Here is a 20936-nt window from a genome sequence, read left to right on the forward strand (position 1 = left end):
GGGATGTCTTCGCACGTGCGGACGATGGCCACGAATGGCTTCCGGCCCGGCCTGGAGCGGGGGCCGGCACTTTTCATCCCTTTCCGTGGATACTCCAGGCCCTTCGTTCGAAGGGCAGATTCTCGCGTCCGGACGATGCCGTCTTCCGGCGATCTGCTCTAAGCTGACGCCTTCCCGACCCTCCGCTCTCGCAGGAGCCCGCCCGTTGATGTCCGATTTCGTCATTGCTCCGCCCGCCCAGCCCAGCCTCCCGGTTCGCGGCGGCGGGTCCTTTCCGGTGCGCCGGATCTTCTGCGTCGGCCGGAACTATGCGGAGCATGCAAGGGAGATGGGGTCCGACCCCGACCGCGAGCCGCCCTTCTACTTCACCAAGCCTGCCGATGCGGTGCTGGTGGGCGGCGCGGACATGCCCTACCCGCCCGCGACCAAGGACCTGCACCACGAGATGGAGCTGGTGGTGGCCATCGGCACCGGCGGCCGGGACATCGCCGAGAGCGATGCGCTGACGCATGTCTGGGGCTATTGCGCGGGGCTGGATATGACCCGGCGCGACCTGCAGAACGCCGCCAAGAAGACCGGCCGGCCCTGGGACATGGGCAAGGGCTTCGACCATTCCGCGCCGATGGGCGGGCTGGTGCCGGCGCAGGGGATCGACCCCGGGCGCGGGCGCATCGAGCTGAAGGTGAACGGGCAGACGCGGCAGGTCTCCGATCTCGGCCAGATGATCTGGTCGGTGCCCGAGGTCATCGCCAACCTGTCGCGGCTGGTGGAGCTCGCCCCCGGCGACCTGATCATGACCGGCACGCCCGAGGGTGTTGCCGCCGTGGCGAAGGGCGATGTGCTGGAGGGCTCGATCGAGGGCGTCGGCACGGTGCGCACGGTCATCGTCTGAGCGGACGGTACTGGATCTGCCTTGAGGATCGTCACCTGGAACATCAACAGCGTGCGCCTGCGGGCGCCGCTGCTGAGTCAGCTCGTCGATGCGCTGGAGCCGGATGTGCTCTGCCTGCAGGAGACGAAGTCGCCGGACGAGCATTTCCCGCATGAGGCGGTGGAGGCGCTGGGCTTCGGCCACCGGCTGATCCGCGGCATGAAGGGCTACAACGGTGTGGCGGTGCTGTCGCGCCGCCCCCTGCGGTTGCGGGAGGGCGAGCCCGACTGGTGCTCGCGCGACGACTGCCGGCATCTGGGCGTGGATGTGGAAGCCGAGGGCGGGGCGGTCGAGCTGCACAATTTCTACGTGCCCGCCGGCGGCGACACGCCGGACCGCGAGGCCAACCCGAAATTCGCGCACAAGCTGGACTTCATCGGGGAGATCACCGCCTGGACCGCCGGGCGCGGCGCGGCGAAGCGGGCGGTGCTGGTGGGCGACCTGAACATCGCGCCGCTGGAGCACGATGTCTGGTCGCACCGGCAGATGCTGGGCGTCGTCTCGCACACGCCGGTCGAGGTCGAGGCGATGGCCGGCTGGCAGCGGGCGGGCGAGTGGCACGATGCGCTGCGGCATTTCGTGCCGCCGGAGGAGAAGCTCTACACGTGGTGGTCCTATCGCGCGCGCGACTGGGAGGCCGCGAATCGCGGACGCCGGCTGGACCATGTCTGGGTCAGCCAGGACCTGGCGGGAAAGCTGCGCTCACACACCGTGCTGAAGCCGGCGCGGAACTGGGCGCAGTGCTCGGACCATGTGCCGGTGCTGGTGGAGCTGGATCTCTGAGGGGCTGAGGAGGGGCGGCTCCGGTCCCCCCTCCCCTCGCCCGTGGCGCACGGAGAGGGTATCAGCCGGATCATGGACGAGGACCGGCGACGGGGTTCCGCGCCTTCCCGGAGGGACGGCCCGGCGGAGGGGCCCGGGGGTGGACCGCGGCATGAACCGGGCGCCACGCGGGGCGGGCAGCCCGCCGTGCTGGGGGTCGGCGAGGTGGCGCGGCGCAGCGGGATCGCCGTCTCCACCGTGCATTTCTACGAATCCAAGGGGCTGATCGAGGGCTGGCGCAGCGAGGGCAACCAGCGGCGCTATCCCAGGGCGGTGCTGCGGCGGATCGCCATCATCCGCATCGCGCAGCGGGCGGGGATTCCGCTCGCCACGATCCGTGCGGCGCTGGCGGACCTGCCGCACGACCATATGCCCAATGCGGCGGACTGGGCGCGTTTCAGCGCCGCCTGGCGGGCCATGCTGCAGGCGCGGATCGACGGTCTGGTGCAGCTGCGCGACCAGTTGACCCGGTGCATCGGCTGCGGATGCCTGTCGCTGGCGGAATGCCCGCTCCGCAATCCGGGGGACCGGCTGGGCGCGCAGGGGGCGGGGCCGCGATTCCTGCTGGGCGACGGGGAAGACGCCCCTGAGGGAGAGCGGGAGGGGGATTGACCTCAACCATGGTTAAGGTTCTAGACGGGATGCCGGCACAAGCAGAGGGAGCCGGCCATGCCAGGATTCGAAGGGAAGGGGATCGTCCGGGAGGGGACGGTGCATCCGGTGGAACGAAGCCTGCCCGCCGCGCCGCGCCCGGCGCCGGCCCGCGCGGGCCGGACGATGCCCTGGTTCGTGGCCGGGCTGCTGGATGCGCGGGACTTCGGATGGGTGGCGCGTCTGCTGCTGACCCTGGTGTTCTGGAGCAGCGGGCTGGCGAAGCTGCTGGACTTCCGGGCCAGCGCCGCGCTGATGGAAGGGTTCGGCCTGCATCCCGGCTGGGCGGTGAACCTGGCGGTGCTGCTGCTGCAGATCGGCGCCTCGGCGCTGATCATCCTCAACCGCCAGGTCTGGCTCGCCGCGGGGGCGCTGGCGGTCTTCACCCTGCTGACCATTCCCGTCGCGCATCCCTTCTGGGCGAAGTCGGGTGAGGAGGCCTTCCGCGACCTGACGGTGGCGCTGGAGCATGTCTCGCTGGTCGGCGGGCTGATGCTGGCGGCCATGCTGGAGCGGCGGCCCCGGCATGGCTGGTGAGGCGCGAGGCGGGCGGCAGAAGCCGGGAAATCGCCTATAAGGCGGCGCCATGATGCCGCCGCTCCCCTGCCCTCTTCCGCTCCGGATCTTCCGATGAGAGTCCTCGCCCTCGATGGCGCGCTGGCGCGGTGTTCCGCCCTGGTCCGGGAGGATGGGCGCGTGCTGGCCCGGCGGGTGCAGAACGGGCCGCGCGGCCATGCCTCGCTGCTGCCCGCCCTGGCGCGGGAGGTGCTGGCGGAGGCCGGCGGCGGGGCCTGCGACGCCGTGGCGGTGACGGTGGGGCCGGGCGGCTTCACCGGGCTGCGGGCGGCGATCGCGCTGGCGCGGGGCTTCGCGCTGGGCTGGGGAGTGCCGTGCCTGGGAGTGACGCTGGGCGAGGCCTTCGCCGCCAGCCTGCCGGAGAGCGAACGGGACGGACAGGCGCTCTGGGTGGCGGTGGACACCAAGCGCGGGCGGATCGCGCTGGAGCGGCCGGATGCGGTGCCGGCGGTCTTCGCCGCCGCGGACCTGCCGCGCCCCATGGGGCCGGTGCTGCTGGCGGGCGATGCGGCGGAAGCGGCGGCGGAAGCCCTGCGGGCGAGGGGAGCGGATGTGCGGCTGACGGCGTTGCGCCTGCCGGAGCCGGAAGGCGTGGCGGTGGTGGCGGCGCAATGCCTGCGGGGCGAGTTGCCGCCGCGCGAGGCGGAGCCGCTTTACCTGGAACCGCCGGCGGTGCGGGGCTGATGCGGCTGCGCGACGTGGGGGTGGAGGAGGCGGCGCGGCTGGCGGTGCTGCATGCCTCGGCCTTTCCGCCCGCCGAGCGCTGGGGCGAGGTGGCGATCCGCTCGATGCTGGAGGCGCGCGACAGTTTCGGCATCCTGGCCGGGGACGAGAGCGGCGAGGCCGGCTTCGTTCTGGCGCGGGCCATGGTGGGGGAGGCCGAGATCCTGACCCTTGCCGTGCGGCCGGAACGGCGGCGCGAGGGCGTGGGCGCGGCGCTGCTGGGCGCGGCCGCCATGGCGGCCGCGGCGCGCGGGGCGGAGGCGCTGTTCCTGGAGGTGTCGGAGCGGAACGCGGCGGCGCGGGCGCTCTATGCCGGGGCGGGCTGCACCGAGGTCGGGCGGCGCAGGCGGTACTATGCCGACGGGTCGGACGCGCTGGTGCTGCGGCTGGACCTGACGGGCGGGGCGTAAAGGGCCGACCCTGCGTTCTTGATGCGTTCCAGGCGATCGGCTACGCCGTTGCCGCCCATGGCCAGAAAGCGACGGATGTGACGTTCCCCCGGCTTCTTGTCACCGACACGATCACCCCGGAAATGGAGGCCGTGATCGGCGGCGGGCTGAACGCCTTCAACGATGCGGTCACCGGCCAGGCGGACCGGCAGCCGGTCGCCGTTGTGGCGCGCGACCCCGGGACCGGTGCCATCCTGGGCGGGGCGACGGGGCGGTCGTCGCTGGGGCTGCTCTTCCTGGACCTCTTCTACCTGCCGCCGGAATGCCGGGGCGCGGGGCTGGGCAGCGCGATCCTGCAGGCCTTCGAGGCGGAGGGGCGTCGGCGCGGCTGCGTGGCGGCCGTGCTCTACACGATCAGCTTCCAGGCGCCGGGCTTCTACGAGCGCCATGGCTGGCGCCGCTTCGGCGAGGTCGCCTGCCTGCCGCCCGGGACGAGCCGGATCTTCCTGTCCAAGACGCTGTAGGACCGGCCGCTTCCCGGCGGGGCCGCGATCTGCTTAAGCCCTGTTCCCATGGCACGCATCTGGATCGCGCTCGGCGCGCTTTCGGGACTCCTGGCGGTGGGGCTTTCGGCCTGGGCCGCCCATGCCCCCTTCGCCGCCGCCCCGGAACGCGCGCGGCTGCTCTCCCAGGCCCTGACCATGCAGGGCTGGCACGCGCTCGCCCTGCTGGCGGTGGGGCTGCTGGCGGAACGGCGGGGCGGGCTCTTCCTCAACCTCGCCGGGCTGGGCTTCGGGGTGGGCACGGTGCTGTTCTGCGGGGCGGTGTGGTCGGTGGCCGTGCTGGGGCGCTCCCTCGGCGTGGTGGCGCCGACCGGCGGCGTGCTGCTGATGCTGGGCTGGGCCTGCCTGGTCGTGGCGGCGCTGCGCCGCTGAGGCGGTCTCCGGCCCCCTGATCCGCCAAGGGCCGTGATACGCCCGGAGCCGGCCGGCGGCGGGGCTGAGCCGCGGGGCCGTGCCTCTCCGATGGCTCATGGCGCGCCGAGGCCCCGCCGGCCCGTCCGGGAAGCTTCGCCGGCAGTCCGATCATGGCTGGCAGGAGGCTTGCCCGATGGGATAGCATAGCCCCCTACCCTATCGGCATGCTGGAGGGGACGTGACCCATACGATCGGGAACAAGAACAAGCTGATCGCCCGCGTGCGGCGCATCAAGGGTCAGGTCGAGGCCGTCGAGCGTGCCCTGGAGGCGGAACTGGGCTGCGCGGATGTGCTCATGCTGGTCGCGTCGCTGCGGGGAGCCGTCCACGGCCTGAGCGCCGAGGTGATGGAGGATCACATCCGCAACCACGTCGCGGACCCAGACACCGACAAGGACCCTGAGCGCGCCAAAGGTGCCGCCGAGCTCATCGAGGTCGTGAGGACCTATCTCAAATGAGCGCGCCCCGGGACCACGCCCTGGCGGCGGGCGAGCATGAGCATGTGTTCCTCGGCGAGGGCCATGCCCGCAACGAACGGCGCACCTGGTTCGTCATCGCCCTTACCGCCACCATGATGGTGGTGGAGATCGTCGCCGGCGGGATCTTCGGCTCCATGGCCCTCGTCGCCGATGGCTGGCACATGTCCACCCATGCGGCCGCCATGCTGATCGCGGCCCTGGCCTATTTCTACGCGCGCAGGAATGCCCGCAACCGCCGCTTCACCTTCGGGACCGGCAAGCTGGGCGACCTCGCCGGGTTTTCGAGCGCTATCGTCCTGGCGATGATCGCCCTGCTGATCGGATGGGAAAGTGTGCTGCGCCTCCACGCGCCCGTTCCGATCGACTTCCCGCAGGCCATCGCCGTGGCCGTCATCGGGCTGGCGGTGAACCTCGCGAGCGCCTGGCTGCTGAGGGACGGGCATCACCACCATGGCCATGGCCATGGCCACGATCATCATCATCATGGCCACGACAACAATCTGCGCGCCGCCTATGTGCATGTCCTGGCAGATGCGCTGACATCCGTGCTGGCGATCGTCGCACTCGGGGCGGGCAGCCTCTATGGCTGGCTGTGGCTCGACCCGGTGATGGGGGTCGTCGGCGCCCTCGTCATCGCCCGCTGGTCCTGGAGCCTCATCCGGGACGCGGGCCGCGTCCTGCTAGACTACCTGCCGCCCGGGGAGGAGTTGCCCGACGAGATCCGTGCCGCGATCCAGGCGCCGGGCGACACGATCACCGATCTGCATGTCTGGCAGCTTGGCCCCGGCCACCACGGCGCGATCCTGTCGATCGCATCGGCGGCGCCACGGCCACCCTCCTATTACCGCGGAAAGCTGGCGCGGATCCATGAGCTGTCGCATGTGACGATCGAGGTCGAGCCAGCCGGGCCGCGGGGGGCCTGATCTCCCCCGGCGGCAACCACGGCCCTCCCCGGGGCGGAGGAAGGCCGGGGAAGGCGGGCTTCCCCGGGGCGGCGGATCAGGAGGCCATGCCCATCTCCTCGGCGACGAGGCTGACCCAGTAGCCGACGCCATAGGGGATCGCGTCGTCGTTGAAGTCATAGGTCGGGGTGTGCAGGCCCTCGGAGGTGGCGCCGCCGGCGCCCTGGCCCATAAAGACGAAGGCGCCGGGCCGGGCCTCCAGCATGGCGGCGAAATCCTCGCCGCCGGTGACGGGGGGCGCGTTGCCGTCCACCTTGCCCGCGCCCACCAGGGCGCTGGCGGCGGAAACGGCGATGGCGGTCTGTTCCGCGTGGTTCACCAGGGCGGTGCCGCCGCGGTTGTAGGCGACCTCCGCCGTGCAGTGGAAGGACGCGGCGAGGCCGGTGGCGAGCTCGCGCATCCGGCGCTCCATCGTGTCGCGCACGTCCTTGGTATAGGAGCGGCAGGTGCCGCCGAGCGTGACCTCGGCGGGCATGACGTTCAGCGCCCCGGGCGAGCCGCCATGCACGGCGCCGACGCTGATCACCGCGGAATCCACCGCCGCGACGTTGCGGCTGACGATGGTCTGCAGCGCCAGGATGAACTGCGCCTGCAGCACGAGGACATCGGTGGAGAGATGCGGCGTGGCGCCGCCATGGCCGCCCGTGCCGCGGAAGGTGACGGTCCAGCGGTCGCCGGCCGCGAGGGCGGGGCCGACGCGGGTCATGAAGGTGCCGAGCGGGCGGCCGGGCTCGTTGTGCAACCCATAGACGGCATCGACGGGGAAGCGGTCGAAGAGGCCGTCGGCCAGCATGGCCTTGGCGCCGCCGCGGCCTTCCTCGGCGGGCTGGAAGATGAACTGGACCGTACCGCCGAAGCCGCGGTTCTCGCTGAGGTACCGGGCGGCGCCCAGCAGCATCGTGGTGTGGCCGTCATGGCCGCAGGCATGCATCAGCCCCTTGTTCGTGGAGGCATAAGGCTTGCCGGTCTGTTCCTCGATATAGAGCGCGTCCATGTCGGCGCGCAGGCCGATGGCACGCTGCCCCGGCGCCTTGCCCTTCAGCGTGCCGACCACGCCGAAGCGGCCGACGCCTTCCGTGACCTCCAATCCCCATTCGCGCAGCTTCGCCGCCACCAGGGCGGAGGTACGGTGCTCGTCCATGCCGATCTCGGGATGGGCATGGATGTCGCGGCGGATGGCGGTCAGCTCCGGCTGGAGCTGGCGGATGCGGTCGAGAAGGGCGTCGTTCATGGGCGTTTCCGTGCAAGGCGCAGGCCAGGTGACAGGAGACGGCGGTATGGGACGGTGCACAAGAAGGGTTGGCGGTTCTGTCCTGCCCAACCCCCGGGGGAGAGGCGCTGCCTCTCCGCCCGGCCCCCCTCTCCGCCGGGGACCGAAGCCGGTCCCCGGACCCCGGGCCTGAGTTGACTCTGTGCGGTTGCCGTCAGCCTGCAACCCGATCCCGGGGAGCAGGTGGCGACGCGGGGCTCCCGGAAAGAAGTAAAGACACCTTGTCCGCGTGGGCGGCACCGGCAGCCCGCCGGAGAGCATGGCTCTCCGGCGCGATCCGGCCACAGGGAGAACCAACTCATCGGGTCCAGGGCCCGCAGGGTCCTGGCGGATAGGGGTTTGGGGAAAGGCGGCGCCTTTCCCCAGGGGCAGGCCGCTTCAGCCCGGCCCGCCGAGCCTGGGCTGGGTGCCGTGGCGCTGGCGCAGGGCGTCGAGGCGGTCGGCGAGGCTGGTGGGAGCGGGCAGGACGCCGGCGGCCTGGTTCATGGCGGCGGCGATGTTGGGGTCGTCCTTCTCCGGCTTTGTCGGGGCCAGCAGCTTGGCCTTGGCGCTGGCGGCCTCGGCCTGGGCGAGGTCGCGGGCGGCGGCGTCCTGCATCGCCTTGAGCGCCACGCTGAGGCCGCTGGTGGCGCCGGAGAGGCCGGCGGCCTGGCGGGCAGCCTCGGCGCGCTGCTCGGCCATCTCGCGCTGCTGTCCGGCGCGGGTCATGTCGCGCTGGGCACGGTTCAGGGCGTCGCGCGCCGTGCGGAGCTTCTGGCCGGCCTGGTCGTAGGCGCCCTGGAGCATGTCCACGAACTCCTTGGCATCCACCGCGTCCTGCTTCTCGCGGTCCACCTCGGGGGCCATTTCCTCCAGCATGTTGAGGAGGGTGGCGAGGGACTGCTCGATGCCGGACTTCCTCGCCGGATCGGTCTCGGCGGCGGACTGGCGCTGGAGGACCTCGGCGGCGGCCATGCGCTGGTCGGAGAGCTGCTGGATGGCCTGGGCCTCGCGGGCCTCCTTCTCATAGGCCTGGCGGGCCTCGGCGACCTGCATGCCCAGGCGGTCGAGATGCTGCTCCATGGTGCGGAGCTCGGCCTCGGTGGCCGATTTCGGGTCCCAGCGCACGATGGCCTCGATGGCGCTGTTGACGGCCTGGTCGGTCTTCACGCCGACGAGGTTGCGGATGAAGGCGAGCATGGCGGTTCTCCCAATGGGCTTCGGGGCGGAGGGTGGTGCGGCAACGCTTCAGCCGGCCATGGCGCCGGCATTGAGCAGGGCCACGGCGATCTGGGTGCCCACCAGGGCGATGGCGGCGGCGGTGTTGCCCGTCTCGATCGCCGCGCGCAGGCCCCGGAAGATCCAGGCGACCAGCGCGAAGACCACGAGCTGGATCACCAGGGCGACGAGGCCCCAGACCAGGATGTCGATGGTGAGCCGGCTGGTGGCCAGGGTGGCGGCGAGCGGGATGGCGAGCGAGACCAGTGTGCCGCCGAGCACCACCCCGGCGGCGGTGTTGCCCGCCCGCATCAGCGCGACCTCGTGGAAGGGTGTGATCGCGATATAGGCGGCGGCACCGGCGGCGAGCAGCAGCAGCGTCACGCCGAACTGCACGATCAGCACGGGGATGCCCGCCGCCAGGGTGTTCAGGATCGCGTCCACGGGTGGCTTTCCTTCCGGGATGGCTGTGTCAGCCGGCGAGGCCGAGCGAGGCGGGGTTGAGGTCGATGCCGGCGCGGATCTCGACCCAGGCGGAGGAGCCGTCCTCCACGCTCTGCACCAGGATGTATTCGGTCTGCGGCGCGGGGGCGGGGGCGCCGGTCGGGGCGGCGTAGAGCATGGCGAGGCACCGGCGCTCGCGGGTGCCGGCGGTGGTTTGCAGGCTTTCGCGGAGTTCGCGCGGGGGGACGGGCTGGCTGCCGGGCTGCCAGAGGCGGGCGTAGCGTCGGCCATCCCTGGTCTGGAATTCCGGCCAGCCGATCATGCCTTCCCGGGGGTCGAGCCAGGCCTGCCATTCGGCCTCGTCCGCCGGGGTGACCTCGTCCAGCAGGGTGAAGTAGCGGCATTCCTCCGGCGTGCCGTCGGGGCCGGGGTGGACCTGCAGCATGGGCGAGTCCTGGCCGGGGAGGTAGAGGCGCAGCAGGGATTCACCGGCACCGGCGGCCGCGATCTGGCCGAGGCCCTCGACGCTCAGGCGCTGCGCGGCTTGCGGCGCCGCCGCCTTGAGCGAGGCGCCGGCCAGGAGGAAGGGCGTCGGGTCCATCGTCACGGTCATGCCGAGGCGGTAGCGGTCGGGCGTATAGCCCTCGCCCGACATCTTGTGGCGCAGCATGTCGCCCGCGCTGGCGATGCTGCCCATGGTGCCGGTCCGGTTCATGCCGCCCTCTCCCCCGCTGCTGCCATTCCCTGGGCCGGACCGCCGGTTCCGCGCCATGGCCAGGGCGCCGAGCAGGCCGCCGCCGACCACCACCACGCCCAGCACCATGCCGATGCCCGCGCCATGATGCTCCGTTGGCGTGACGGCGTCGCGGTTGGCGGTGGCGACCTCCGGCGGCACGTCGGGGGGCAGGTAGTCCGGGTCGCGCGGCTGGCCCTGCTGCTGCGCCAGGGAGCGGTCGAGCTGGTCGAGCTGGGCGCGGATCTGCGGGTCGTTGCGCGCGGCCTGCTCCGCCTGGGCGCGCCAGTCGCGCAGGGCGGGGTCGTCCTGGTGGTTGCGGAAGAAATCCGTATGGCCGGGGCGGTTCAGCGTGCTGAGCAGGAACCAGAGGAAGGCGGCGTCCCACATGCCGAAGCCGCGCGGGCCGGAAAGCACCGCGCCGCCGGGGTTCCAGCCCCGGTCGCGGTACCAGTCGGGGCCGCCATAGGTGCCGCGCGGGGCGGTGGCGCGGCCGGTGTTCCAGTTGCCGCCCCAGGAGCCCCCCCAGCCACCCCCTTGGCCGCCGCCCTGGTTCCCAACGGGGGGCCCACCGGGGGCCCCACCGGGGGCCCTACCGGGGGCCGGGACCGGCGCGGGGATGCGGCGGCTGGCCTCGCGCTCGCGCATCCGGCGCAGGGCGTCGCCGGCGGCCTCCCGGTTGTAGGAGCGGTCGGAGGCCGAGCCGCCCATGCCGGGGATGCGGCCGAAGCCCGAATCGGGGCGGGCATAGCCGCCGCTGGACGGGGTGCGGGAGGGGGCCGCGTAGCCGCCGAAGGAAGGGGTGCGCGGCGCGGCGCCGGAATAGCTGGGGCGCGAATAGCCGCCGCTGGAACGCGCCGCGCCAGGCCGGGCCAGGGCCTCCGCCGCCGGAAGGGCGAGCAGGAGGCAGGCAAAGGCGGCGGACAGGAGGCCCGGGCGGACCTGCCGGAGACAGGACATGCCGCCATGCATAGGCGATCGGGCGCCCGGCGGCGAGGAGGCAACGAAAATGTCACCCGGCGGTCCGGGCGGCGGTTGCGCCGCCACCCGGCCCAGGGACCTCTCCCCCGGAGGGGCGAGAGCCTCAGCGGAAGTAGTAGGCCGCCACGGCGGACTGGTAGATCAGGCTGAGCAGGTCGCGGCCGATCTGGAAGTATTTCGGATCGAGCCGGGGCATGGCGATCAGCTCGTCGCCCGGGCTGGGCCCCACGGCCGGGTCGAGGATGATCTCGCCGCTGGCCTTGCGGATCATGATGTTGCGGATGTCGCCCCGGTCGGCGAAGCCGCCGGCCTGGTCGATATACTGCTGCACCGTCATGCCGGCGCGCCAGACCACGGTGGTGGGGGAAAGGACCTCGCCCGCCACCATCACCGTCTGGCTGCGCTCGGGGATCACGATGGTATCGCCGTCCTCCAGCCGCACGTCGGCGCAGCGGCCGTTGCGGTCGGAGACGACGAGGCGCCCCTCCGGCTTGATGCGCCGGCCGCGCTGGATGTAGCCGAGCACGAGCTGCGCCTCGGTGTTGCGGATCTCCGCCACGCCGGTGGTGGCGGCAGTGGACATGAAGAGCTGCCGTTCCAGCCGGTCGAGAGATTCGTTCAGCGCGCGCTGCTGCTGCGCGGCGATGCGCGGGCGCAGCAGATAGACCGAGGCGGTGTCGGCCAGGCGCGGGTCCACCGACACGTAGTCGAGGAGCTGGCAGAGCCCGACATCGCGTTCGGCGATCAGCACGGAGGGGCCGATGCGGCTGCCCTCGATGTTCACGCGCACCGTGGGCGGCGGGGCGTCGGTGATGAAGCTCACCACGTCCTGGTCGCTCAGGGAGAGGCTGCGGAGCTGCGCCGTGGTGACGTAGCGGGCATAGGGCTGGCCGCTGCGGGTGCCGCGCACGACCACGTTGGTGGCCGCCGGCAGGGGTGCCGCGAGGTCGATCAGCTCGGCACCCGACATGGCGCGGCCCGGCACCTCGAAGAGGTAGTTGTTGCGGACCGAGCCGTTGACGCCCACCAGCGCGCCCTGCCTGGCCACGATGATGGTGTCGTTGTCCTGCATGGTGATGGCGGGAAGCTGGCCACGCAGCAGGAAGGCGTAGAGGTCGATCTTCGCGACGGTGCGGCCGCCGCGCTGGACGGAGATGTCGCGGAAGGAGCCGCGCACCGGATCGACGCCGCCGGCGCGCACCAGGAAGTCCAGCACCGTCTCGGCGCCGGAGCCGGTGTGGCGGCCGGGGGTGCGGACGAAGCCGGTGACGAAGACGCCGATGCGGTTGGCGTTCAGCAGCACGGCATAGACCTGGACCTGCTGCGTGTAGATGCGGCGGACCTCGGATTCCACGACCTTCTGCAGGTCGCCCGAGCGGGTGCCGGCGATGCGGATCGGGCCGATCGAGGGCAGGAAGAGGTTGCCGTCGGGATCGACCTGGCCGACCGCCTCGGCCTCCACCGCGCCCCAGACGCGGACGCTGACGCGGTCGCCCGGGGCGATGCGGTAGTTCGGCGTCGGCGCGTCGATGGCGCTGGGCGAGTTCCGGGTGAAGAGCGAGGCGCCGAAGACGGCGCGCGTCGGGCCGGGAAAGCGGTCGGGCTCCGCCAGGGGGCCGGTGGCGTTGGCGCCACCCTCGGCCTCGGTGGCGGCGCCCTCGCGGTTGATCTGCGTCTCGCTGCCGAGCAGGCGGTCGATCTGCGACGGGGCCAGGGAGTTGTCGGAGCCGCCGCCATTGGCGGTCTGGCCCGACAGCCGCCCGGGCACGGCCTGCCCCACCGTCTGCTGCGACTGCTGCAGCATCTGCGGCAGGGTCTGTGCCTTGGCGGCAGTCGGCAACAGCGGCACCAGCAGGGCCGCGGCCAGGATCAGCGCACGCATCTCATGCATCCCCCAAACAACAGTGACGCCAACCTGTCCCCCTCCCCGGGGATCAGGAGGCGTGTTCCCGAACGCCGGCGACGACGAGCCAGCCCATCGCGTAGAGCACGCAAAGGATCGCGAAGAGGCTGCCCAGGATGAATCCGGCCTTCGGATACTCGGCCTCCTGGGCCATGTTCGGCTCCACCACGCGGGCCAGGAAGAGTGCCTGGCGCTGCGCGTCCACCCGCGCCGTCTCCAGCGAGGCGGTGGCGGAGGCGAGCTGCTTGTCGGCGAATTCCCGCTCCAGCAGCAGGCGCTCATAGCCCGCGAGCTGCTGCGGCAGCGCCTGCCGGCCGTCGGCCGTGATGCGGGCGCGCTCGATGGCGATCTGGCGCTCCAGCGCGTCGATCCGGTTCTGCACGTTGCGCAGCTCCGGGTTGCCGGGGCGCAGATAGGCGGTCTTCTCGATCAGCTCGGCACGGGCCTGGGTCAGCGTCGCCTCCAGCTTGGCCACGATCTCCAGGCTGGCCTTGGCCTCGCTGGCGGGATCGACGAGACGCTCGCGGACGCGGAAATCGGTCACCGCCTCGCGCGCCGCGATCACCCGCTGCTCGGCGCGGGTGACCTCGGCGCGGGCGACGTTCAGCGTGTTCTCGCGCGCGCGGTCGCCGAGCTTGTTCACGAGCCCTTCGGAGAGGGTGAGCAGCGCCTCGGCGACGGCCTGGGCGTCCTCGGTCCGGAAGGCGCGCACGCTGAGCGTGACCGTGCCGGAGGAGCTGTCATGCGAGACGTTGACCATGCGCTTGTAGTACTTGAGCAGCCGCTCCGCCGGCGGGTCGCTGTCCCAGAGCCGCGCCACGAGATCCGCCTCGGGCCGCCGCCAGATCTCCACGAGGTTCAGCGTCCGCTGCACGCCGTCCAGCGCGTCGCGCGACTTGATGAAGTCCACGATCGCCAGCGCGTCCTCGTTGGAGGAGGTGAATCCGGCCGAGGTCAGCAGCGAGCCGAGGGCGCTGGAGGCGGTGGGCCCGCCGGAGCGGGTGCGGACGAGGAAGCGCGCCTCGCTCTGGTACTGCGGCGTGGCGACCAGCAGGAAATAGGTGGAGGCGATGAGCATCGGCAGGCCGATGACCAGCAGGATCATGCGGTAGCGGTGCAGCAGCGCCTGCAGCCGGCCGCGGCGGCGCGGCAGCGGCGGCAGGACGTTGCTGCCCTCGAGGCCGCCTGTCGCGTCAAAGGGACTGATAGGCGGCGATAGCTTCATCGACATCCTCGTAGAAATCCAGGCGGCCCTGGCGGAGCACGCCGGCCGTCCGGCAGAAGAGGCGGACCTGTTCCGGGCTGTGGGAGACCATCAGCAGGGCGGAGCGGGACAGGCGCTCCTCCATGGCCTGGTGCGTGCGGTCCACGAAGCGGGCATCGCCGGCGCCCACGGCCTCGTCCACCAGGTAGCAGTCGAAGTCCACCGCGAAGGAGAGGCCGAGCAGGAGGCGGCTCATCATGCCGGCGGAATAGGTGCGGACGGGTTCGTGGAAATAGGGACCGAGCTCGGCGAAGTCCTGCACGTAGTCGAGGACCTGCCGCACCGGGATGCCGTAGATGCGGGCGATGAAGCGAGCGTTGTCGGCGCCGGTGAGGCTGCTCTGCACGCCGATGCCGGAGGCGAGCGGCCAGCTTACCGACATGTCCTTCCAGACCCGTCCGACGGTCGGCATCTCCACGCCCGCGAAGATCCGCAGCAGCGTGGACTTGCCGGCGCCGTTGCGGCCGAGGATGCCGACCGCGTCGCCCGGATGGACCACCATGTTCACGCCTTGGAGCACCTGCTTCACCCCGGCGCGGGTGTGGTAGGCCTTCCAGACGTTTTCCAGCACCAGCATGGCGTCAGTACATGCTCAGCTTGCTGCGCACGGCGCGCAGCGCCAGCATGCCGGTGACGTTGCTGCCGACGATCCATTCGAGGATGTAGACCGTGTCGTAGTAGGAGGGGAGCTGGTCGCCGAACTGGCCGTCGCGGATCATCTCGTGGATGTTGATCAGCGGCATCCAGAGCAGGATCTCGCGCCATTCCGGGGAGAACCAGTTCAGCGCGAAGAAGGCGCCGGAGACGGGCATCAGCAGGTAGGTCACGGGGTGGACGAGGCGGTCGAAACCTTCCCAGCGCCCCCCGGCCGAGGCCAGCAGGAGCGACAGGCCGTGGCTGAGCAGGATCATGCAGGACACGCCGAGGATCAGCAGGCCGGGATTGGCCGGCGGCTTCTCCGCGACAAAGGAGCAGACCGCGACGATCACCACGATCACGCCGAGGATGGCGGAGGATTCGAGGATGTTGCGCGCCAGCATGATGTCCAGCAGCGTCACGCGCTGGTGGTAGAGCAGGGTGAGGTTGGAATGGATCGCGCTGGGGGCGCGGGTGACGACGGAGCGGAAGACGAAGAAGGGCACGTAGCCGAACATCGAGAACAGGAAGGGATCGATGCCCCCCGGCATGTCATGCCCCGACAGGGAGTGGAGCATGCCCACCGCCGTGCCCAGGGTCAGCGGTTCGAGGAAGAGCCAGAGGAAGCCGATGTTGTGGCGGCCGAAGCGCGTATGCAGCTCGCGCATGAAAAGCGCCCCCACCACGGCACGCTGCACGTGGAAGGATTCCAGCAGGCTCGGCTTTTCCCCGTAGGAGATGCTCACGTCAGGTCACAACTGTCCGAAGGTGCCGCCACTGAGCAGCGGACGGGTGGGCACCCAGCCGAGGGCGGGGTCCTGGCAATAGACGCGGCTGCCGGGGGCGCCGCCGATCTGCACCTCGCGGCAAGGGCGGCCGGAGGCGGCGTCATAGGCGCGCACCACCCGCACGCTGGCGACGCGGCCGCCATCGGGCAGGGGCAGGCTGGCCTGCTGGCCCGGCTGGGCCTGTCCGACGAAGGCGCCGATCGCATCCGCCTGGCGGGCCGGCGGCAGGGGCAGGTTCGGGCTCGCGGCGGAGGCGGCGGCCGGGGCAGGCTCCCATGTCAGCCCGATGCCGCGACCGCCGCATCCAGCCAGCAGGAGCGGAAGAAGGAGCAGAAACACTCTCATACCGCGAAAATCCTGAAGTTTGCCCGGCATTTCATCTACCCAAGGTAGCCGATCCCGCAACTGCGAGTAAAATGGTTAACGGATGAAATTGACCACTCCTCTTACGGTTACGGAAGCGATGCTGGCTTCCTGGCCACACCTTCCCGGGTTCTGGCCGGATGCCGTGCTGGTCCGGGAACGGGTCGGGGTGGGACCGCTGCTGCTGCGGGAGGGCGATCCGGCGCCGCGGGGCTGGGCGGGGCTGGTACAGCGGGTCTCCTCCTCCCCCTTCGATCCGCCGGGCTTCGCCGAGCACCGGGCGCCGCCGATCCTCTTCGCGCCCGGCCTAGCGGGGACCGCCGGCCCGGAGGAGCGGGACGAGGCGGCGGCGCTGGCGCGGCGCCACCGGCTGGGCGGGCCGCCCGGGCTGCCCGATCCCGGGGGCGAGGCGCTGGGCGGCGAGGTCCGCGGGGATGCGCTCTGCTTCACGGAGGCGGCGGCGCGGCGGGTCCTGGCGGAAGGGGGGAGGCCGGCGTTGACGCGCGACCCCTGGACGGGGTTCCTGCCCGGCCCCGTGCCGGGCGCGGCGCGGTTGGAGCGGCGCGTCTCGCCCTGGAGCCTGATCGACCTCGCCACGGAGATGCAGGGCGCCATCCGGGGCGCGGGGTGGGCCATGGCGGTGCTGGCGCGGATCGCGGGCCTCTCCTGCCCCGATGCGCCACCGGGCGACCTGGCGGAGGCGCGGGCGGCGGACCCGTTCCGGCGCAGCCCCCTCCCCTTGCCCGAGGCGATGGAGATGCTGCGCTTCTGGCGGGAGCGGGAGGGGGAGAACCGGCGCGTCTCTGTCTGCCTGGGCATCGCGCGCTGGAAGCGGGCGCAGGTCGGCGCGCTGCTGGGGCGCGACAACGGCGCGGCGCCATGCTTCGCGGAGAGCGCGGAAGGCGCGCTGCGGATGGCCCGCACGGCGCAGGAGCGGGGCGAGGCCGGCGGGATCGCCGTCTGGGCCTCGCGCGAGAAGCCGGGACTGCGCGCGCAAGGGCTGCCGGTGCTGGCGCTGGAGGATGGCTTCCTGCGCTCGCGCGGGCTGGGGGCGCGGTTCCTGCCGGGGGCCTCCTACTGCCTCGACGGGCGCGGGGCCTATTACGACCCGGCGCAGCCCTCGGATCTGGAGCTGATCCTGCAGCGGGGGGTGGCGGACCGGGCGCTGCTGGCACGGGCGCGGGCGCTGCGCGCGGCGATCGTGGAACGCGGCATCGGCAAGTACCACCTGGGCGGGGAGGTTCCGCCCATCGCGGCACCGGCGGGGCGGCCGGTCCTGCTGGTGCCCGGGCAGGTGCAGGACGATGCCTCGGTGCGCTGCGGCGGCGGGGCGATCCAGTCCAACCTCGCGCTGTTGCGGGCGGTGCGGGCGGCGCGGCCGGAAGGGTTCATCCTCTACAAGCCGCATCCGGACCTGGAGGCGGGGTTCCGCAAGGGGCGGATCGCGGCGGCGGAACTGGCGGCGGTGGCGGACCAGGTGGTGGTGGGCGCGCCGCTCTCCGGCCTGTTCCCGCTGGTGGACGAGGTGCACACGCTGACCTCGCTTTCCGGCTTCGAGGCGCTGCTGCGCGGCGTGCCGGTCGTGACCTACGGGCGCCCTTTCTATGCCGGCTGGGGACTGACCGAGGACCGGGCGCCGGAAGGCTTTCCGCCCGGGCGGCGCGGCGTGGCGCGGTCGCTGGAGGAGCTGGTGGCGGCGACGCTGCTCCTCTACCCGCGCTACATCGACCCGGTGACGCTGCTGCCCTGCCAGGCCGAGCTGATCCTGGAACGCTTGGAAGATCCCGACGCCTGGAAGCTCTCGCCCCTGACCCTGCATCGCGGGCTGGAAGGGCGGCTCCGGCGCTGGATCGCGCGGCTGGCCGGGCGGCGGTAGGGGCGTTCGGACACGCCTCGCGGTTGCCGTTGCTCTGTCCCGGGTGAAAGGCGCTGCCTTTCCCCCGGACCCCCTATCCGCCAGGACCCTGCGGGCCCTGGACCCGGTTCGTTGGCGCTCGCTGATGCCGGATCGCGCCGGAGAGCATGGCTCTCCGGCGGATTGCCGGTGCCGCCCGTGCGGAAACGGTGTCTTTCTTTTCGGGAGCCCCGCCTTTCCACCTGCTCCCGGGGATCAGGCCGCAGGCTGACGGCCACCACGCAGAGCCAGCTCAGGCCCGGGGTCCGGGGACCGGCTCCGGTCCCCGGCGGAGAGGGGGGCCGGGCGGAGAGGCGGCGCCTCTCCCCCGGCGGCCAGCCATGAGGCGCAACGCCCGAAAGGCCATCCTATCGCGACGGAACCGGGACCGGCGTCTCCATCCGCTGTGGTGGGGATTCCGCGAGGGGGTTGGTGGCGGCGCCGATGGGCGGCGGGACCGGGGCGGCGAGAGGCGGCAGGGCGGGCGCGGCGGTGAAGTCCAGCACGGGGGCGTTCAGCAGCCCGTGGTGCAGGCGGTGGGTGGCCTGCCGCACGGCGACGGCGAGGCCTTCCTTCGCGTAGTAGACGCCGCGGATGTGCAGGCAGTGGGCGATGCCGCGCAGGAAGCCCTCGCGCAGCGCCATGTCGGGGCGGGGCGGGTCGCGCCAGAAGGCGTCGAGCGGCCCGGCATGGGTGAGGCCGGGAATCCTGTAGATCGCCTGGCCCAGCGCGTGGGTGGGCAGGTTGTCGATCAGGGCGCGCAACCCGACGGTGCTGTTGACGGTGATGACGCCCTGCACGCTTTCGGTGATGTGGCCGAGATTGCCGCCGCCCAGGTAGTGCACGCGGCCGGCCACGCCGTGGCGCTGGGCGATGCGGCGGACGCGGCGCTTCCAGCGCTTGATGCCGGGGTCGAGCGGGTGGACCTTGACCAGCAGCTTCGCCTCGGCGGGCGCGTGGCGGGCGAAGGATTCGATCACCTCCTCCATCGCCGTGTCGAGGTCGGGGTAGTGGGAATAGGCCCGCAGGGAGAAGTCCGTCTCCATCTGCATGGCGAAGAGGAAGAGCAGGCCCTTGCCCTGCAGCGCGCGCACGATGGCGTCGGCGCGGCGGTTGTCGTGGCGCCGGGTCAGCAGGCGCAGCAGCGTGCCCGCATAGACGGGGATCGGGTGATAGAGCTGGTGGCTGCGGTGGTGCGGAAAGGGCCAGCGCAGCATCGCCGTGAGATGGTAGGCGATGTCCCAGGCGGCCTGGCGCGGGAAGCTGTCGCGGTGATGCACCACGAGGTCGGGCGGCGGCAGGTTGCGGCCCATCTCGACGATGGTCTCGGGGTCGCGCGGGAACCGGCTCTCGGCATTCATGCCGTCGCGTTCCAGGACGATCCAGTCCGGGCGGATATAGCCGAAATCCGTGGCCACGACGCGCATGCCGCGGCGTCGGGCGATGGCGATGGCGGCGCGGTGCATCGGGCGCTGCTCGCCCAGAAGCACGAGGTCGGTGGCCTGGCGCTCCTCGCAGAGCGCCTCGAACCAGGCGGGCCAGTCGCCGGGGCGGCCACGGTAGCTCACGGCGTCGGGGCCGTGCCAGATCAGCCAGTCGCCGGCATTGAGGTTCACGCGCAGCACGTCGTGGCCGAGGGCGCGGAGCTCGGCGCCGACAAGACGGAAGAAGGGGCTGATCGGCCCTTGCAGGAACAGGAAGGACTTGTGCCCGGGCGGCGGGGTGCCGGCGCGGGTGGTGGCGATGGCGTTCATGCGGGAGGCGTCGCCTCCAGCGGTGCGTGCCAGACGCGCCAGCGCCCGGTGACGGGGGCGCGCAGCCGCGTCATCGCGGCCAGCATCGAGGCATTGTCTTCCAGGATCCAGGAGACTTCGAGGCGCTGCCAGCCACGGCGTTCCGCCAGGGCGATGGCCTCGGACAGCAGGGCGCCGACGGCCATGCGCGAGACCTGGCTGCGGCGGAAGGCGCGGCGGATGCCGAGCAGGGGAATGCGGGCGGAGGTGGTGCGGCCGGCCAGCGCGCCGGCCATGCCGAGCCAGCCGGAGGGCCAGAGGCGGCCGCCGAGCCGGTGGGAGATTTCCTCCAGGTTCGGCACCACGGCGCAGAGGCCGACCGGCTCGCCCTGCCATTCGGCGAAGAGGACACGGCCGGAGGCGAGCAGCGGGCGCAGCAGGCGGCGCATCGTGTCGGACTCGGCGGCGGTGACGGGTTGGGCGGCCCAGTTCTGCGCCCAGGCATCGTTGTAGAGCGCGCGGATCAGCGCGACCTCCTCGCCCAGCCGCCAGGGGTCATGCGGGCGGATGCGGAGGCTGCCGCGTCCCGGCCAGAGGGCCAGGAGGGAGGCGAAGCGGGCGCGGTGGGTCTCGGCGGCGACGTCCAGCGTGCAGGCGAGGACGTCCTTCTCCCGCCGCAGGCCGAGCGGGGCGCCGGCTTCCTCCAGCAGGGGCGGCAGCCAGGCGGGGTTGCGGGGCATGCGCAGCATCGGCGCCTCCCCGCCTTCGACGCGCAGGCCGATCTCGTGGTTCACCGAGAAGGAGAAGGGGCCGCGCAGGGCGGTGGCGCCCCAGGCGGCGAGCTGCGCGGCGGCGGCGCCGAGCAGGGCGCGCAGGATGGCGGGGTCCTCCTCGCAGGCCAGGAAGCCGAAATGGCCGATGCCGCCGGTGGAGCCGTCGCGCGGCAGGGCGGCGCAGATGCGGCCCACCGGCTCCGCGCCGCGCAGGGCCAGGAAGCGGGCGATGTGCCATTCGCCCAGGGCGGTGTTGAAGCCGGGATCGAAGACGCGGCGGCTCTCGAAGAGCAGGGGCACGGTCCAGCCCGCCGCCTCCCCGCCCAGGCGCGCGGGCAGGTCGAGCCAGGTGGCGGCCTCCGGCGCCGAGGCGATCCCGACGATGCGGAGCGGGGCCGATGCCCGCGCCATGGCGGGCGCGGCCATCGTTCCGGCCGGCGATGTGGCG

The 20936-nt window shown here is 72.2% G+C and carries 22 protein-coding genes; 11 read left to right on the forward strand and 11 right to left on the reverse strand.

The features are described from left to right. The first annotated feature begins 208 nt into the window (after positions 1–208). The 10 genes from BT98_RS0120360 to dmeF all read left to right on the forward strand — a co-directional run bounded on the left by BT98_RS0120360 (position 209) and on the right by dmeF (position 6470). Positions 209–892: a fumarylacetoacetate hydrolase family protein gene (locus BT98_RS0120360; protein WP_019462792.1), complete on the forward strand. Its 684-nt coding sequence runs from the start codon at positions 209–211 to the stop codon at positions 890–892. A 21-nt stretch (positions 893–913) separates the two neighbouring features. Next, positions 914–1714: an exodeoxyribonuclease III gene (locus BT98_RS0120365; RefSeq protein WP_019462793.1), complete on the forward strand. Its 801-nt coding sequence runs from the start codon at positions 914–916 to the stop codon at positions 1712–1714. Between the two features lie 186 nt (positions 1715–1900). Next, a complete protein-coding gene (soxR, locus tag BT98_RS25460; protein ID WP_019462794.1) occupies positions 1901–2365 on the forward strand; it encodes a redox-sensitive transcriptional activator SoxR in 465 nt (154 codons plus the stop codon). A gap of 57 nt (positions 2366–2422) precedes the next feature. Next, on the forward strand, positions 2423–2941 hold the full coding sequence (locus BT98_RS0120375) for a DoxX family protein (RefSeq protein WP_019462795.1): 519 nt from the start codon (positions 2423–2425) through the stop codon (positions 2939–2941). A gap of 93 nt (positions 2942–3034) precedes the next feature. Then, on the forward strand, positions 3035–3664 hold the full coding sequence (gene tsaB, locus BT98_RS0120380; RefSeq protein WP_019462796.1) for a tRNA (adenosine(37)-N6)-threonylcarbamoyltransferase complex dimerization subunit type 1 TsaB: 630 nt from the start codon (positions 3035–3037) through the stop codon (positions 3662–3664). Next, entirely contained in the window at positions 3664–4113 is a 450-nt protein-coding gene (locus BT98_RS0120385) for a GNAT family N-acetyltransferase (RefSeq protein ID WP_019462797.1), read from the forward strand. Before tsaB ends, BT98_RS0120385 begins: the two co-directional genes overlap by 1 nt. 77 nt (positions 4114–4190) lie before the next feature. Then, entirely contained in the window at positions 4191–4616 is a 426-nt protein-coding gene (locus BT98_RS0120390; protein WP_037251923.1) for a GNAT family N-acetyltransferase, read from the forward strand. Positions 4617–4664: 48 nt separating this feature from the next. After that, entirely contained in the window at positions 4665–5027 is a 363-nt protein-coding gene (locus BT98_RS0120395; RefSeq protein ID WP_019462799.1) for a DUF423 domain-containing protein, read from the forward strand. Between the two features lie 220 nt (positions 5028–5247). Then, complete coding sequence (locus BT98_RS0120400) at positions 5248–5526, forward strand: metal/formaldehyde-sensitive transcriptional repressor (protein WP_019462800.1); 279 nt, start codon at positions 5248–5250, stop codon at positions 5524–5526. Next, entirely contained in the window at positions 5523–6470 is a 948-nt protein-coding gene (gene dmeF / locus BT98_RS0120405) for a CDF family Co(II)/Ni(II) efflux transporter DmeF (protein ID WP_019462801.1), read from the forward strand. Before BT98_RS0120400 ends, dmeF begins: the two co-directional genes overlap by 4 nt. 76 nt (positions 6471–6546) lie before the next feature. Here dmeF and BT98_RS0120410 read toward each other — a convergent pair whose 3' ends face one another. The 9 genes from BT98_RS0120410 to BT98_RS0120450 form a co-directional block, all read right to left on the reverse strand. Next, complete coding sequence (locus BT98_RS0120410; RefSeq protein WP_019462802.1) at positions 6547–7740, reverse strand: M20 aminoacylase family protein; 1194 nt, start codon at positions 7738–7740, stop codon at positions 6547–6549. A gap of 417 nt (positions 7741–8157) precedes the next feature. Then, on the reverse strand, positions 8158–8958 hold the full coding sequence (locus BT98_RS0120415) for a hypothetical protein (protein WP_019461966.1): 801 nt from the start codon (positions 8956–8958) through the stop codon (positions 8158–8160). 48 nt (positions 8959–9006) lie between these two features. Continuing rightward, entirely contained in the window at positions 9007–9420 is a 414-nt protein-coding gene (locus BT98_RS0120420; protein ID WP_019461967.1) for a DUF350 domain-containing protein, read from the reverse strand. Positions 9421–9448: 28 nt separating this feature from the next. Next, positions 9449–11113 (reverse strand): DUF2491 family protein, encoded by a 1665-nt coding sequence (locus BT98_RS25465; protein ID WP_147292449.1) that lies wholly within the window; start codon positions 11111–11113, stop codon positions 9449–9451. Between the two features lie 124 nt (positions 11114–11237). Beyond that, a complete protein-coding gene (locus BT98_RS0120430) occupies positions 11238–13016 on the reverse strand; it encodes a polysaccharide biosynthesis/export family protein (RefSeq protein WP_226945997.1) in 1779 nt (592 codons plus the stop codon). Between the two features lie 52 nt (positions 13017–13068). Beyond that, the gene (locus tag BT98_RS0120435; protein WP_226945996.1) at positions 13069–14268 is read right to left on the reverse strand and encodes a Wzz/FepE/Etk N-terminal domain-containing protein; all 1200 of its coding nucleotides are present in this window, start codon (positions 14266–14268) and stop codon (positions 13069–13071) included. Beyond that, the gene (locus BT98_RS0120440; protein ID WP_019461971.1) at positions 14231–14878 is read right to left on the reverse strand and encodes an ABC transporter ATP-binding protein; all 648 of its coding nucleotides are present in this window, start codon (positions 14876–14878) and stop codon (positions 14231–14233) included. The genes BT98_RS0120435 and BT98_RS0120440 overlap by 38 nt, the downstream gene beginning before the upstream one ends. Positions 14879–14882: 4 nt before the next feature. Continuing rightward, positions 14883–15683, reverse strand: a complete 801-nt coding sequence (locus BT98_RS0120445) for an ABC transporter permease (protein ID WP_019461972.1) — start codon at positions 15681–15683, stop codon at positions 14883–14885. Positions 15684–15689: 6 nt separating this feature from the next. Next, the gene (locus BT98_RS0120450; RefSeq protein WP_157223116.1) at positions 15690–16070 is read right to left on the reverse strand and encodes a DVU3141 family protein; all 381 of its coding nucleotides are present in this window, start codon (positions 16068–16070) and stop codon (positions 15690–15692) included. A gap of 118 nt (positions 16071–16188) precedes the next feature. Between BT98_RS0120450 and BT98_RS25470 the strand changes: the two genes are divergently transcribed. Continuing rightward, complete coding sequence (locus BT98_RS25470) at positions 16189–17964, forward strand: capsular polysaccharide export protein, LipB/KpsS family (RefSeq protein WP_019461974.1); 1776 nt, start codon at positions 16189–16191, stop codon at positions 17962–17964. Positions 17965–18350: 386 nt separating this feature from the next. Here the strand turns inward: BT98_RS25470 and BT98_RS0120460 are convergent, their stop codons facing one another. Both BT98_RS0120460 and BT98_RS26340 read right to left on the reverse strand, forming a co-directional pair. After that, positions 18351–19736 (reverse strand): capsule biosynthesis protein, encoded by a 1386-nt coding sequence (locus BT98_RS0120460; RefSeq protein ID WP_019461975.1) that lies wholly within the window; start codon positions 19734–19736, stop codon positions 18351–18353. Further along, on the reverse strand, positions 19733–20914 hold the full coding sequence (locus tag BT98_RS26340) for a GNAT family N-acetyltransferase (protein WP_019461976.1): 1182 nt from the start codon (positions 20912–20914) through the stop codon (positions 19733–19735). The genes BT98_RS0120460 and BT98_RS26340 overlap by 4 nt, the downstream gene beginning before the upstream one ends. Positions 20915–20936 lie beyond the last annotated feature (22 nt).

This window comes from Roseomonas mucosa ATCC BAA-692, assembly GCF_000622225.1.
Taxonomy (GTDB): Bacteria; Pseudomonadota; Alphaproteobacteria; order Acetobacterales; family Acetobacteraceae; genus Roseomonas; species Roseomonas mucosa.